Source organism: Pseudomonas sp. UBA5706 (genome assembly GCF_002419965.1).
Lineage (GTDB): Bacteria > Pseudomonadota > Gammaproteobacteria > Pseudomonadales > Pseudomonadaceae > Aquipseudomonas.
Genome location: NZ_DIHC01000034.1, coordinates 1 through 12955, shown reverse-complemented (window position 1 = coordinate 12955; position 12955 = coordinate 1). Strand labels below are relative to the sequence as shown.

Annotated in this window: 15 protein-coding genes; 5 read left to right on the top strand and 10 right to left on the bottom strand. The window is 59.8% G+C overall.

Translation table 11 applies throughout. The features are described 5' to 3' along the window. Positions 1–20 precede the first annotated feature (20 nt). From B3I26_RS16195 to B3I26_RS16165, 7 genes are all read right to left on the bottom strand, one after another. Positions 21–1157 carry an AGE family epimerase/isomerase gene (locus B3I26_RS16195; protein ID WP_296259027.1) on the bottom strand — a complete coding sequence of 379 codons (1137 nt, stop codon included), beginning with the start codon at positions 1155–1157 and terminating at the stop codon, positions 21–23. A 334-nt stretch (positions 1158–1491) separates the two neighbouring features. Further along, positions 1492–2079, bottom strand: coding sequence for a HupE/UreJ family protein (locus B3I26_RS16190; protein WP_296259025.1), 588 nt, complete (start codon positions 2077–2079; stop codon positions 1492–1494). 25 nt (positions 2080–2104) lie between these two features. Further along, on the bottom strand, positions 2105–2719 hold the full coding sequence (gene ureG, locus B3I26_RS16185) for an urease accessory protein UreG (RefSeq protein WP_133750888.1): 615 nt from the start codon (positions 2717–2719) through the stop codon (positions 2105–2107). Positions 2720–2784: 65 nt separating this feature from the next. After that, positions 2785–3459: an urease accessory protein UreF gene (locus B3I26_RS16180; protein ID WP_296259023.1), complete on the bottom strand. Its 675-nt coding sequence runs from the start codon at positions 3457–3459 to the stop codon at positions 2785–2787. After that, positions 3456–3956: an urease accessory protein UreE gene (gene ureE, locus B3I26_RS16175; protein ID WP_296259021.1), complete on the bottom strand. Its 501-nt coding sequence runs from the start codon at positions 3954–3956 to the stop codon at positions 3456–3458. Before ureE ends, B3I26_RS16180 begins: the two co-directional genes overlap by 4 nt. A gap of 241 nt (positions 3957–4197) precedes the next feature. Beyond that, entirely contained in the window at positions 4198–4830 is a 633-nt protein-coding gene (locus B3I26_RS16170; protein WP_296259020.1) for a TetR family transcriptional regulator, read from the bottom strand. 141 nt (positions 4831–4971) lie between these two features. Then, the gene (locus B3I26_RS16165) at positions 4972–5190 is read right to left on the bottom strand and encodes a hypothetical protein (protein ID WP_296259018.1); all 219 of its coding nucleotides are present in this window, start codon (positions 5188–5190) and stop codon (positions 4972–4974) included. 316 nt (positions 5191–5506) lie between these two features. Between B3I26_RS16165 and B3I26_RS16160 the strand changes: the two genes are divergently transcribed. Further along, positions 5507–7573, top strand: a complete 2067-nt coding sequence (locus B3I26_RS16160) for an AsmA family protein (RefSeq protein WP_296259017.1) — start codon at positions 5507–5509, stop codon at positions 7571–7573. A gap of 208 nt (positions 7574–7781) precedes the next feature. Here the strand turns inward: B3I26_RS16160 and B3I26_RS16155 are convergent, their stop codons facing one another. Together B3I26_RS16155 and osmE are read right to left on the bottom strand one after the other, a co-directional pair. Then, positions 7782–8315: a ferritin-like domain-containing protein gene (locus B3I26_RS16155; RefSeq protein WP_409522037.1), complete on the bottom strand. Its 534-nt coding sequence runs from the start codon at positions 8313–8315 to the stop codon at positions 7782–7784. Positions 8316–8600: 285 nt separating this feature from the next. Next, entirely contained in the window at positions 8601–8939 is a 339-nt protein-coding gene (gene osmE / locus B3I26_RS16150) for an osmotically-inducible lipoprotein OsmE (RefSeq protein ID WP_296259015.1), read from the bottom strand. Positions 8940–9126: 187 nt separating this feature from the next. Between osmE and B3I26_RS16145 the strand changes: the two genes are divergently transcribed. Together B3I26_RS16145 and B3I26_RS16140 are read left to right on the top strand one after the other, a co-directional pair. Continuing rightward, on the top strand, positions 9127–10017 hold the full coding sequence (locus tag B3I26_RS16145; RefSeq protein WP_296259014.1) for an esterase/lipase family protein: 891 nt from the start codon (positions 9127–9129) through the stop codon (positions 10015–10017). Between the two features lie 60 nt (positions 10018–10077). Beyond that, a complete protein-coding gene (locus B3I26_RS16140; RefSeq protein ID WP_296259013.1) occupies positions 10078–10314 on the top strand; it encodes a hypothetical protein in 237 nt (78 codons plus the stop codon). Between the two features lie 4 nt (positions 10315–10318). Here the strand turns inward: B3I26_RS16140 and B3I26_RS16135 are convergent, their stop codons facing one another. Next, positions 10319–11203, bottom strand: a complete 885-nt coding sequence (locus B3I26_RS16135; RefSeq protein ID WP_296259168.1) for a DMT family transporter — start codon at positions 11201–11203, stop codon at positions 10319–10321. 152 nt (positions 11204–11355) lie between these two features. Here B3I26_RS16135 and B3I26_RS16130 point away from each other — a divergent pair, with 152 nt between their 5' ends. Both B3I26_RS16130 and B3I26_RS16125 read left to right on the top strand, forming a co-directional pair. Beyond that, the gene (locus B3I26_RS16130) at positions 11356–11646 is read left to right on the top strand and encodes a PsiF family protein (protein WP_296259011.1); all 291 of its coding nucleotides are present in this window, start codon (positions 11356–11358) and stop codon (positions 11644–11646) included. A 201-nt stretch (positions 11647–11847) separates the two neighbouring features. Next, positions 11848–12858: an AI-2E family transporter gene (locus tag B3I26_RS16125; protein WP_296259009.1), complete on the top strand. Its 1011-nt coding sequence runs from the start codon at positions 11848–11850 to the stop codon at positions 12856–12858. Positions 12859–12955: the final 97 nt, after the last annotated feature.

The window sequence follows — 12955 nt, the reverse complement described above, 5'->3', positions numbered from 1 at the left end:
CTGGCTCCAGCCTGTTTGGGTCAGGCCTTAAAATACTCCGCCAGCCCGATATAGCAGGTCGCCAGGTGATAAGGCGTGGTCGAGGGCATGTCGCTGCGGCTGATGTGGCCCTCGCCGTCCAGGCATTCGTGCCAGCCAAGCGGATGCAGAAAGCGCTGCCGCAGCGCGTTCAACTGACAGGCCAACGTTGCCTGATTGTCAGGACGCAGGGTCAACGCGCGCAGGTATTCAGCCTGCGCCCAGATGCGCTGAGTGCCGTCTTTCACCGAACCATCCACCTCCAGCATCGCGACCACTGCGCCGCCGACCGCATCGACCCCCTGAGCCTGTGCGCGGGCGAAAGCGCGGGTCAGCGAGCGATGCAGGGGCGTGTCGCGCAGGTGTTCTGAGGATTCCAGCAAATAGAACCACTCGAACTGATGCCCCGGCTCGGACCAGTTATCCACCGCGCCGAGCGGCTTCTCCAGCATCACCCCGTGTTCGACATCGACAAAGCGCCGCTGCATGGCTTCTACCAGAGCATCCAGGGCTGTCAGGGTGTTGGCGTCTTCGCGCACTTGCAGTGTCGCCAGAAAAGCCTCAGCCAGGTGCATGAGCGGGTTTTGCAGCGGCCCGGCATCGAGCGATGACCAGTCTTCGTTCAGCACGGCCTCATAGAGACCGTCGCCATCGGCAAATCGCTCGGCCACGACGTTCAGAGCAGCGTTGAGTACCGATTCCACCAGCGGCTCACGCACCTTCGCCCAGTAATGCGCGCAAGCGAAGATGATAAAGGCGTGAGTGTAGAGATCCTTGCGCCGGTCGAGCGGGGCACCCTGTGGATCAATGCTGTAAAACCACCCGCCGTGCTCGGCATCGTGGAAATGCCGTTGCAGCGAGCGGAACAGCGCAGACGCACGTACCTGCGCATCCGGAACGCACGGGTGGCCCATCAGGCTGGAGAACAGGAACAGCTGCCGCGCACACGCCATGGCCCGATAACGCTGCGGCGCCAGTGGCTGGTGCTGCGCGTCCAGCGCCTCGTAAGGCAACGCCATCTCGGCATTCCAGCCAGGCCCCTGCCAAAGCGGCACGATCACCGTCATGAAGTGATGCTCCACAGTGGAGAACACGGCGGACATTTGGGACTTGGCGGCGTTGAGAGAAGCGTCAGGCATCGGATGTCGTCGCAGCAATGGGGCAAATGGCGCGACATGGTAGCAGGAGGCGGGGATGTTGAGTCAGGAGCACATCTGCATTGGATGAAATGCCGACCTGTACAGATACAAACGCCGCGAGCCTGTGTAGGTGAGAACACTGCTGAACCTGTGGGCTTCTGGAGCTGTGCGACAGTGGAGAATGCGGTGGGTCAGCCGGTGCTGAGTAATCTGAATGATGGCTTCGCTGCCGTCGTAACCTCCGGCGTCTCCCACGGGGATTGCGTCGGGCCAAAGAGGCGCGAACGCTGTTGAGACCACAGAGGCACGAGGCAAGCGGAATTCGAGTCGTTGTTCAGCCCGCGAACAACCACACGCCGGTAGCAGCTGACATCGCTCCGGCAATCCGTACAACCGGTGCAGCCGCCGCTGGCAGCAAACGCACGACGGCATAACCGGCAGCGTGCAGGGCAGCGGTGGCGCCGATGAAGCCCAGTGCGTAACCCCAGGGGCTGGACATCTCAGGCAGTTCCAGCCCGTGCGCCACGCCGTGAAAAATCGCGAACAACGCAGTCGCAGCGACTGCCACGAACAGCGGCGGCCGCACAGCCAGCGCCACGGCCAGACCCAGTGCGAACACCGAGGCCGCAATGCCGCTTTCCAGCGCCGGCAGTTCCAGTCCTTCGAAGCCCAGCAGCCCGCCGATCAGCATGGCGGCGACGAATGTACAAGGCAGGGCCCAGCGCGCTGCGCCTTTCTGCTGCGCCGCCCACAAGCCGACGGCAATCATCGCCAGCAGGTGATCGACGCCGCCCAATGGGTGGCTGATACCCGCCATTAGCCCGCTTTCATCGTGGCCAGGGTGGGCGAAGGCGAGCGCCGGAACCAGCAACAGCGCCAGCGCGCCAAAGACGTGTTTGCCCAAATTTTTTTTGCACTTCATCAATGGTCTTCCTTAGTAAATGAAATCAGGCGGCGGTCAGCAGACCCTGGCGTTCGATGAAGGCGACGATGTCCGTGAGGCCATGTCCGGTCTTCTGGTTGCTGAATACGAACGGCTTGTCGCCACGCATCTTCCGGGTGTCGCGGTCCATCATCTCCAGCGACGCACCCACCAGCGGTGCCAGGTCGATCTTGTTGATCACCAGCAGATCGGATTTGCAGATACCCGGACCGCCCTTGCGTGGCAGCTTGTCGCCTGCCGAAACGTCGATCACGTAAATCGTCAGGTCCGACAGCTCAGGGCTGAACGTCGCGGAAAGGTTGTCACCGCCCGACTCAACGATGATCAGGTCAAGCCCTGCAAATCGACGATTCAACTGGTCCACGGCTTCGAGGTTGATCGAGGCGTCCTCGCGAATCGCCGTGTGCGGGCAGCCGCCGGTTTCCACGCCAATGATGCGCTCGGGCGCCAGGGCCTCATTGCGCACCAGAAAATCAGCGTCTTCGCGGGTATAGATGTCATTGGTCACCACGGCGAGGTTGTAGCGATCGCGCAGCGCCAGGCACAGGGCAAGCGTCAGGGCGGTCTTGCCGGACCCGACCGGGCCGCCGATGCCGACGCGCAAAGGTTGGCTGTTCATGAAATGCTCTCCGTTATCTTCTTATGCGGTTCGTGTTGCAGTGCTAGGTAATGCGGCGCAAGCAGTCAGGAGCGAAACAGGCGGCTGTACTGACGCTCGTGGGCCATGCTCGCCAGCGCCAGGCCGAACGGGGCACTGCCAATGTATTCGGGGTCAAGCCCGGTGGCATGCTGCTGCGCGTTCTGCAGCAGCGGTGTCAGCTCGCTGGTCAGCCGTTGCGCGGCCTGTTGACCCAACGGCAGGGTTTTCATCAACACCGCCAGTTGGTTTTCCAGCCAGCTCCAGAGCCAGGCGGCCAGGGCATCCTGTGGCTCGATTTGCCAGGCGCGGGCCGCCAGCGCCCACCCGAGCGCAAGATGCGGTTGCTCGACCTGTTGCAGACAGTCACGTGCCGCCTGATCCAGTTCGGGCAACCCGTAGAGCAACTGCTGCAACGAGTAACCCATTTGCCGACTTTCCAGATGCAACTCGCGGGTTTCCCGACTGGCGCGGTGTTGGTCGCTCAATCGGTGCAAGGTTGCCCAATCGTCTTCGGCAGCCGCCGTGCAATGGGCCAGCAACAAGGGCGCTTCGAAGCGTGCGAGGTTGAGCAACAGTTGGTCACCGATCCAGCGAGCGGCGCTGGGTGGATCGCTGACGATGGACTGCTCCACGGCCATCTCCAGACCCTGCGAATAGCTGTAGCCGCCGATGGGCAATTGCGGGCTGGCCAGACGCAGCAGCGCCCAGGCCTTGTTCATGTGCGCACGCCGAATTGATGAATGCGCGGTGCGTAATTGAAGTCCTCTTCTCCGGCGCGGGAGTGATGATGGCCGCCACCATAGGCGCCATGTTCCGGCTGGAATGGCGCTTCAATGGATTCGGTAGTCGCGCCCAGTTGATCGAGCATGGCCTTGAGCACGTAATCGTCGAGCAGGCGCAGCCAGCCGTCGCCGACTTGCAGCGCGACGTGGCGGTTACCCAAGTGATAGGCGGCGCGAGTCAATTCGAAGGCGTTGCTGCAGGTGACGTGCATCAGTTGTTCGGGGCGGGCACAGACGCGCACGATCCGGCCATCTTCAGCCTTGAGAAAATCCCCGTCGCGCAGCGGTGGCTGCCCGCGTTCCAGAAACAGGCCCACGTCTTCGCCTGCGGCGCTGAAGCAGCGCAGGCGACTCTTGCTGCGCGCCTCGAAATTCAAATGCAGCTCGGCGGTCCATGCGGCCTGAGGTTCGATACGTTGATGAATCACCAGCATCGGAAAACTTCCAGCAATGTGCGATGCGTAAGCCAGAGCAAGTGGCTTGCCAAATGACAGCTTAGTCAGGAATTAGCCGGTGAGCGCGGTGATGTGATTTATAGCAGGGCGTTGGCGTGCTCTTTTATGGTGCGCGCACACTGTTGCTGCACCGATTCCGAACGCTTTAATCCGGCGTGCCTTCCAGTTACCTGGGCCCTGCAGCGTTCCGTGTGGCCCGATGCACGCGGGACTTAGAGCGTTATTCGATGCTCCCAAGCCCCTGCCAGCGCTTGGCGCCGATGAAGATGAAGCGCAGTTGCTGGGTAATCTTGGCACGCGGGGTAAGGTGCTCTGCCAGAGTCACCGGCGGTGGGTCAATGAGTTCAGGCAGCATGGCAAACACACTTTTGACCACCAGGTCCGCCATCACCGACAGGTCATCGGTGTTCAGGTGATGAAATTTCGACATCGACGCCAAGTCCGTCGCAAGGTCGGCGATGATCGCTTCGCGCAGCGCCCCCAACGCCTGACGCACCTTCAGCGAACCGCCGTATTGCTCGCGAGCCAGGAACAGAAACTGCGAGCGGTTGGCCGCCACCACATCCAGAAAGATCCGCACCGATGCATCGATGATCCCGCCGTTGGTGTTTTCGTTGCGCCTTACCAGGCGGATGGTTTCACGGAAGGTCTGGCCGACTTCACTGACCAGCGCCAGACCGAGGTGGTCCATGTCGTCGAAGTGGCGATAGAAGCCCGTGGGTACGATGCCGGCCGTCTTCGCCACTTCTCGCAGGCTCAGGCTGCCAAAACCGCGGCCACTCTCCATCAGACCCCTGGCTGCATCGAGCAGGGCGTGGCGAGTCTGCTGTTTCTGTTCGGCGCGGGGCAACATGGGGCGAGCGGCATCTGATGGAAGAATGGGCAGCACTCTAGCAAATGCGTTTGCACGACGTCGAACCGGGTTGGTGTCGCCGGAACTGAAAAGCCCGGCTTCTGGGCCAGGCTTGGACGGTGTCATCGACTCGGCGATCACTCAGGATACGCGCTGGTATTGCTGTACCAGCCGATCGGGACCGTTGTCGGCGACGCGTTGATATTGATTGATCAAGCGGTTCGGCGCGTCCTGGGCCAGGGTCGGCAGGCCAGCCTGTCGAGCAGTGTGCATTTCGCCGAGGGGCTGTTGGCTCGCTGGCATGGCGAACGCGCTTGAAGCGAGAAGCGAAAGTGTCAACGCGATCAGTTGGCGTTTCATGGGATGTTGCTCGTGATAAGTGCGTGTGGTGAACGTGGGGCTATTTTTACCGGCCAGGTGTTTATAAAGAAGTTCAAAGAGCTGATGGTCACCATCGACAGAATTGATTAAGCCTGCTAGCCCTTATAAGACGGGGTCTGAAGCTGCATCGGCGAGCGCTTGCAGGCAGATTTGCAAGCGTCCCGAATCGGGTATACGGAACTATTCGCACGCCAAGTTCTGCATTTCATCAAACCCACAGCCTTTTTGTCAGTCGAAGGGCTACGACGTGTGAGACGTGTCCAGGATGGGCCGTCGGTATAAGGGGGAAAACGCAATGACGCGAGGCCGTAAGATTTTTGCCTGGACAGTCGGCATTCTGCTGCTGTTGCTGGCCATACTGATCATCGTGATCGCAACCTTCGACTGGAACCGGCTTAAGCCGACCATCAATGAAAAGGTCTCCGCCGAGTTGCATCGGCCGTTCGCCATTAATGGCAATCTGGCGGTGAACTGGCGTCGTGAGCCGGATGAAGGGGGCTGGCGCGCGTGGATACCGTGGCCGCATATGTCGGCCGAAGACATTGCGCTGGGTAACCCCGAGTGGTCGAAGACCCCGCAGATGGTGACCCTCAAGCGCGTGGATATGCGTCTGTCACCGCTGCCGTTGCTGGCGCAGCGCGTGGTCATCCCGCGGATTGACCTCACCGAACCCGACGCGAAGATCGAGCGCTTGGCTGACGGTCGCGCGAACTGGGTATTTGACTTGCCCAAGAGTGATCCCAACGCCAAGCCTTCCAGCTGGGTCGTGGATATCGGCTCGATTGGTTTCGACAAAGGGTTGGTCAGCTACAACGACCAGAAGATCAACACGTCGGTCGATGTCGTCGTCGACCCGCTGGGCAAGCCGATTCCGTTCAGTGACATCGTCGGTAGCGGTGAGGCCAAGAAGGTTCAGGACAAAGGCGCCTCAGCTCAGGATTATGCATTTGGGTTCACTGCCAAGGGCCAATATCACGGCCAGAAACTCGACGGCAGCGGCAAGGTGGGTGGCTTACTCGCGCTGAAAGACGCGGCACTGCCTTTTCCAGTGCAGGCAGATGTCAGTGCCGGGCATACACGGGTGGCGGTCGCGGGCACGGTTACCGACCCTCAGAACCTGGGCGAGCTGGACCTGCGTTTGAAATTGTCGGGTGACAGCCTCGGCAATCTGTACCCGCTGACGGGCGTGACCTTGCCGGATTCACCGCCTTATTCCACTGATGGCCGCCTGATTGCCAAGCTGCATGACCCGGCTGGGGCGACGTTCCAGTACAAGGGGTTTAATGGCAAGATCGGCAACAGTGACATTCACGGTGATCTGGGCTTCGTTGCCGGTCAGCCGCGTCCCAAGTTGACCGGCGCGCTGGTTTCCAATCAGTTGCTAATGGCCGACCTAAAACCGTTGATTGGTGCCGACTCTAACGCCGAGCAGAAAAACCGCGGCGGCGAAAGCAAACAGCCGGCCGATAAGGTGCTGCCGGTCGAGGAGTTCAAGACCGATCGCTGGAGCGCGATGGACGCCGACGTCGAATTCACCGGCAAGAAAATCGTCCAGAGCGCCGAATTGCCGTTCACTGGCCTGTATACCCATGTGGTACTCAATAACGGTCAGCTGATTCTGCAACCGCTGCGCTTCGGTGTGGCGGGTGGCACGCTGGACGCTGATATCAAGCTCGACGGCCATACCCATCCGCTTGACGGCCGGGCGAAGTTGACGGCTCGACACTTCAAGCTCAAGCAATTGTTTCCGACGTTTGAACCGATGAAGACCAGCTTTGGCGAGCTTAACGGCGATGCCGACATCAGTGGCAAAGGTAACTCGGTGGCGGCCCTGTTGGGCACTGCCAACGGCGAGCTCAAGCTGTTGGTCAATGACGGGGCGATCAGTCGTGACCTGATGGAGATTGCCGGCCTGAACGTGGGTAATTACATCATCGGCACCTTGTTCGGCGACAAGGAAGTGAAGATCAATTGCGCGGCATCGGACCTGGACATCAAGGACGGTCTTGCGACCACCAAACTCTCGGTATTCGATACGGAAAACGCGATCATCTACATCAATGGCACGGCGAACATGAAAACCGAGCAATTGGACATGAAGATCACGCCGCAATCCAAAGGCTTCCGACTGTTCTCCCTGCGCTCCCCGCTTTACGTGCGCGGGCCGTTCGTCAAGCCGAGCGCGGGTGTACAGTCTGGTCCGTTGTTACTGCGTGGCGCTGGCATGGTTCTGCTCGGCGCGGCGGCGGGTCCGGCGGCCGGTCTTCTGGCGCTGGTGGCGCCTAGCGGTGGCGAACCCAACCAGTGCGCGCCGTTGCTGGAGCAGATGCGCTCGGGCAACGCGCCGAAGACTGTGCAGTAACCTCACACATCTTGTGGTGCAGGGCTTGCCGACGGTGGCGATCATCAGACGCCACCGCTGGCAGGCCGGGCGGCTACAGGCCTGTTGTTCTTCTTTCCCAAGGCCTGTCCAAACGGTTGCCGGTGCTGGAAGGGGGGGCCGATTACAGGCGTTGCACCCACAAAAAAGCCAGAGCATATGCCCTGGCTTTTTGCATCTTGTTGAAGCGTTACAGCCCGTCGAGGATATCTGCCATATCGTCGGCATGTTCTTCTTCCTGAGCGAGGATTTCTTCGAAGATCCGGCGTGTAGTCGGGTCTTTCTCGCCAATGTATTGAATAATCTCGCGATAGCTGTCGATGGCGATACGCTCGGCGATAAGGTCTTCGGTCACCATCTCCTTGAGCGTGTTGCCTGCCACGTATTGAGCGTGAGAGTTTTTCGACAACAGGTCGGGGTTCAGTTCCGGTGCGCCACCCAGTTGCACGATGCGTTCAGCAAGTTTGTCAGCGTGCTGGGCTTCTTGCTCGGAGTGCTCCAGGAATTCGGCAGCAGCCACTTGAGCCTTGACGCCCTTGGCCATGTAGTAGTGGCGCTTGTAACGCAGCACGCAGACCCATTCGGTGGCCAGCGAGGCGTTGAGCAGGCGCAGGATTTGTTCGCGGTCGGCGTCATAGCCTTCGGTCACAGCGCCGTTTTCAACGTTGTGACGCGCACGTTCGCGCAGGATACTGATATCGGTTAATTGCTGCACATCACTCATCATTCATCTCCAGGGCTAATACGGTTTTGCCGTCTCGCTCTTGATACGCCGGCCGTTTACGCCTGACCGGCGCCCGGTGAGATCGGGTCTTAAGGTGTGAGTCTTACGCGCGGGCAAAGTTTTATCTGTTTCGACGCTTGAGGCGTGACCTGCTGCCGCATCGGGTCTGCTGGCAGCAGGCTTGCCCTGAACAGCTTGAGGCCGGCAAGCCAGTCAATCAGGGCACGTTTGGCTGCCTATCTGAGCGTGGGCGAGCAGGTCGCCTGCCCTCAGGCCATCAGGCGGTCAGTTCGCCTTCTCATTCGCTTCCCGCTGTTCGCAGGTCATGAAACCTTTGCTGTCCACGCGGTCATTGGCGCCGAACGTCACGTAATAGGCTTGCTGATGACCATCCTTGTTCAGGATGTAGTTGTTGCAGGTGCCTGGGTGAACCTTGCGATGTACGCGGTTCGAAGGCTCGCCGCCGATAGTCAGCACTTGTTGCTCGGTCATGCCGTCATCGATTTGCTTGACCAGCGGCTCATTGCGATACGTCGCGTAGTCCACCGGGTTTTGCAAGGTTGTCGATGTACAGCCAGCCAGCGCGGCCATTGCGAACACTACTGCCAGGGATTGCTTGTACATAACCTTTCACTCCATAAGAAAAGCCGTTAGCGGCCCGTTGCAGTTATGGGCATCGGCGCACGAAAAGAGTTCGATCAAAGATGGCGATGGGGCATTACCGGGTTTTCCATGAGGGATAGATGGGTTGCGTCGAGTGTCTGTAGAAATGCACCCCTGCTACACCGCTCACACAGGAAATTAACGGCCCATGACGCACGAACAAGCCACGCGTTACCCGATCGTACTGGTGCCCGGACTGTTGGGGTTCGTCAGGCTAGGGGGCTATCCGTATTGGTACGGCATCGTCCCTGCACTTCGCCGCGGCGGGGCGACGGCGATTCCAGTGATGGTCTCGGCAGTCAACTCCACCGAGATCCGCGGCGAGCAATTGCTGGCGCGAGTGCAGCAAATCCTTAAGCAAACCGGCGCCGCCAAGGTCAATTTGATCGGCCACAGCCAAGGCGCACTGACGATTCGCTACGTCGCCGGCGTGCGGCCGGACCTGGTGGCATCCGTCACCTCGATCGCCGGCCCCAATCATGGCTCGGAACTGGCCGACCATCTTGAGGAGCGTTTCCCGCCGGGTACGGTGCGTGGTCGGCTGGTCAATGGCGGCATACGCATGATCGCGCTGATTCTGGCGGCGCTTGATACCGGCTATCGCGGCACCCGCTTGCCTACCGATGTCGACGCTGCGCACCACTCCCTGACCACCCTCGGCGTAGCTCGATTCAATGCTTCATTCCCGCAGGGGCTGCCGCAGACCTGGGGTGGTCACGGCCAGGAACTGGTCAATGGCGTGCGCTACTACTCCTGGTCGGGCACCTTGCAACCGGGGCGTACCAATCGCGGCAAGAACCGCTTGGATACCACTAATCTCGCCTGTCGAATATTTGCTCGCACGTTCACGAAAGAGCGAGGTCAATCAGATGGCATGGTCGGGCGATACAGTTCGCACCTGGGCACGGTCATCGGTGACGACTACCCGCTCGACCATTTCGACATCGTCAACCAGCACTGGGGTCTGGTGGGCAAGGGGGCAAATCCTGTGGGGTTGTTTCTCGAGCACGCCGCGCGCCTCAAAGCCGCCGGCCTTTGACTTTATGAGCCGTAGTTCGTGATCAGTCGACCCATCCGGGGTCATTAAGGAAGTAGTGCGATGAGCGATAAAGAGCTTTATGAAATCGAGTACACCCTCGCTGGGGAACATCACGTTGATGTGATTGAAAATCTGGATGTACCGATCATCGAAGTGGTTCACGAGTTGGCGCTGAAGCACCATGTCGCGCTGGATGACGATCCGCTCGACGCAGGCAATCCGCATGTCGATCTGCCCCATGTCGCGGGCATCACCGACGTGTCGATTCACAGCGCGGAAAATCGCGACGAGGTGTGAAGCGTCACCTGATCGCGGCTTTGCGCAGCGGCGTGGTCCAGCGTTCAGCCAGGATCACGCCGCCTAGCGTGAGTGCACCGCCGATGAAATGGTACGACGCCAGTCGTTCGCCCAATGCCAGGGCTGCGACCAGCGCTGTGAGAATCGGCACCAGGTTGAAAAACAGCGTCGTGCGGCTCGGGCCAAGCATGCCGATGGCTTTCATCCACAGCAGCGGTGCAACCATCGAGGTCGGAATACAGGCATAGAGCACCAGAGGGATATTGCCGGCATTCAATCCGGTCTTTGGTGACAGCACAAAGAACGGAAACAGCGCAACGATTGCCACCAGCACTTGCAGGTACAGCAACTGCAGCGGCGGCATGCGCAACTGCCACTTCTTTAGCAGCGTGCTGTATGTCGCATAGGCCAGCGTTGCGATCAGCATCATCAGGTCGCCCAGATTGACCCCGTGCGCGACAAGCACCGCCCAACTGCCTTGCGACACCACCAACAGCACCCCTGCGAATGACACAAGTGCCCCGACCAATGCGCCTGCGGTGAGCGCTGTGCCGAGGCTGGCAATCGACATACCGAGGGTCATCACTGGCACCAGTGAAAGGATGATGCCCATGTTGGTTGCGGTGGTGATGTTCGCCGCGTAGTACGCAAGGCTCTGATAAATCGCCATGCCCAGCACGCCCAGTATCGCGACCTTGCCGATGATAGGCCTGATTGCGGCGCGATTACGCAGTACCGGGCCCAGCAGGAACGGCGTGAACAGCAGCCCTGCCAGCAGCCAACGATAAAACCCGATCTCGGCCGGAAAGATGCGTCCGGCGGCAGCTTTGGTAATGACGTTGTTGCCCGCCCAGATCATGACGGTGAACAGGGGATACAGGTATTGCATGGTGTTACCGGCAGTAAAGTGAGGCGCCATTATCGACGTGTCAGGAACTACGTCTACCGCGTCTTGGGTTTTCTCGGAAATATGACGCAACATTCTTTGGCTACACTGCATTTTTAATGCTGCGCGACTCGCGGCGTCCCTGGAGAAAGTCGATGAAAATGCTCCGTGTTCCTTTACTGGTCGTGGGCCTGTTGATGGGTTCCCAAGGTTTCGCTGCCACCGCACAGCAAAACAAGATGACCACCTGCAACGCCGATGCATCGGCCAAATCCTTGAAGGGCGATGAGCGCAAGGCATTCATGAGCACCTGCCTGAAAGCCGCTCCTGCGCCAGCCGCCACCCAGCAGGAGAAGATGAAAACCTGCAACACGAGCGCCAGCACACAGTCGTTGAAGGGCGATGCGCGCAAGACTTTCATGAGCGAGTGCCTGAAGAAAAAGTAAAGCGTCACTCACCCCGCCTAACACATAGCAGCGCGGCTTGCCGAAGGCGGCGATCATGATTCCGCCGCCAGCGGCAGGCCGTGTGGCGCCAGAGGTTGGCGAAGCGATGCCCTGTCGACTAACGACACTTTTCGGCGCTGGTCCTCGACCAGGAACGCTGGCAGACTGCCCGTCTTTTCAAGCCGTTCGTTTTGAGGCTGTATGCCAACGTTTTCGCCGCGTCATGTGTACCTGGCCAGTTGCATCCTTGTGTTCGTTGGTTTGCTGCTGGTGTTGCCGCTCAAATTGCTGCCCAGTCTGCTGGCAGGCTTGCTGGTCTACGAACTCGTTGACATGCTCACACCGCAACTGCAGCGCCTGATTGCCGGTGAGCGTGCCCGTTGGCTGGCGGTGGCATTGCTGGGGACGCTGGTGGTCAGTGTGCTGGCGTTGCTGTTTGCCGGAGCGATCAGTTTCGTGCTGCATGAGGCCGAGAACCCGGGAGCATCGCTGGACAAGTTCATGATTCTGGTCGACCGCGCCCGGGGACAATTGCCGCCGTTCATCGATGGCTACCTGCCGGCCAGTGCCACTGAATTTCAGGTGTCGCTCAGCGCCTGGCTGACCAAGCATATCGGCGAGCTGCAACTGCTGGGCAAAGGCGCGGCGCACATGTTCGTGACACTGCTGATCGGCATGGTGCTCGGGGCGATCATTGCGCTGCAACGCATTCCCGATGTCACCAAACGCAAGCCACTGGCGGCGGCACTGTTCGAGCGTCTGCATCTGCTGAGCCAGGCATTTCGCAACATTGTGTTCGCGCAAATCAAGATCTCGCTGCTGAACACTGCCTTTACATCGATCTTCCTTGCCGTGGTCCTGCCGTTGTGTGGCGTGCACCTGCCCCTGACCAAGACCCTGATCGTGCTGACCTTCCTGCTGGGCTTGCTGCCGGTGGTGGGTAACCTGATGTCCAACACGCTGATTTTCATCGTCGGCATGTCGTTATCCATTTGGGTGGCACTGGCGGCACTGGGGTATCTGATCGTGATCCACAAGGTCGAGTACTTTCTCAACGCGCGCATCGTGGGCGGGCAGATCAGTGCCAAATCGTGGGAATTGCTGCTGGCGATGCTGATATTCGAAGCCGCGTTCGGATTACCCGGCGTGGTAGCAGGGCCGATTTATTACGCCTACCTGAAAAGCGAGCTGCGTAAGGTCGAGTTGGTTTGAAACGCTGGTAAATGATCATGCCCATGCTCTGCGTCGATGGGACGCAGAGCGTCCCTGGCGGCATTCCCACGCAGAACGTCACTAGTGTCCGGTAAAA

Coding starts and splice junctions, on each gene's coding strand:
- B3I26_RS16195 (WP_296259027.1), bottom strand. CDS start 1,157: ATGCCTGACGCTTCTCTCAACGCCGCCAAGTCCCAAATGTCCGCCGTG.
- B3I26_RS16190 (WP_296259025.1), bottom strand. CDS start 2,079: ATGAAGTGCAAAAAAAATTTGGGCAAACACGTCTTTGGCGCGCTGGCG.
- ureG (WP_133750888.1), bottom strand. CDS start 2,719: ATGAACAGCCAACCTTTGCGCGTCGGCATCGGCGGCCCGGTCGGGTCC.
- B3I26_RS16180 (WP_296259023.1), bottom strand. CDS start 3,459: ATGAACAAGGCCTGGGCGCTGCTGCGTCTGGCCAGCCCGCAATTGCCC.
- ureE (WP_296259021.1), bottom strand. CDS start 3,956: ATGCTGGTGATTCATCAACGTATCGAACCTCAGGCCGCATGGACCGCC.
- B3I26_RS16170 (WP_296259020.1), bottom strand. CDS start 4,830: ATGTTGCCCCGCGCCGAACAGAAACAGCAGACTCGCCACGCCCTGCTC.
- B3I26_RS16165 (WP_296259018.1), bottom strand. CDS start 5,190: ATGAAACGCCAACTGATCGCGTTGACACTTTCGCTTCTCGCTTCAAGC.
- B3I26_RS16160 (WP_296259017.1), top strand. CDS start 5,507: ATGACGCGAGGCCGTAAGATTTTTGCCTGGACAGTCGGCATTCTGCTG.
- B3I26_RS16155 (WP_409522037.1), bottom strand. CDS start 8,315: ATGAGTGATGTGCAGCAATTAACCGATATCAGTATCCTGCGCGAACGT.
- osmE (WP_296259015.1), bottom strand. CDS start 8,939: ATGTACAAGCAATCCCTGGCAGTAGTGTTCGCAATGGCCGCGCTGGCT.
- B3I26_RS16145 (WP_296259014.1), top strand. CDS start 9,127: ATGACGCACGAACAAGCCACGCGTTACCCGATCGTACTGGTGCCCGGA.
- B3I26_RS16140 (WP_296259013.1), top strand. CDS start 10,078: ATGAGCGATAAAGAGCTTTATGAAATCGAGTACACCCTCGCTGGGGAA.
- B3I26_RS16135 (WP_296259168.1), bottom strand. CDS start 11,203: ATGCAATACCTGTATCCCCTGTTCACCGTCATGATCTGGGCGGGCAAC.
- B3I26_RS16130 (WP_296259011.1), top strand. CDS start 11,356: ATGAAAATGCTCCGTGTTCCTTTACTGGTCGTGGGCCTGTTGATGGGT.
- B3I26_RS16125 (WP_296259009.1), top strand. CDS start 11,848: ATGCCAACGTTTTCGCCGCGTCATGTGTACCTGGCCAGTTGCATCCTT.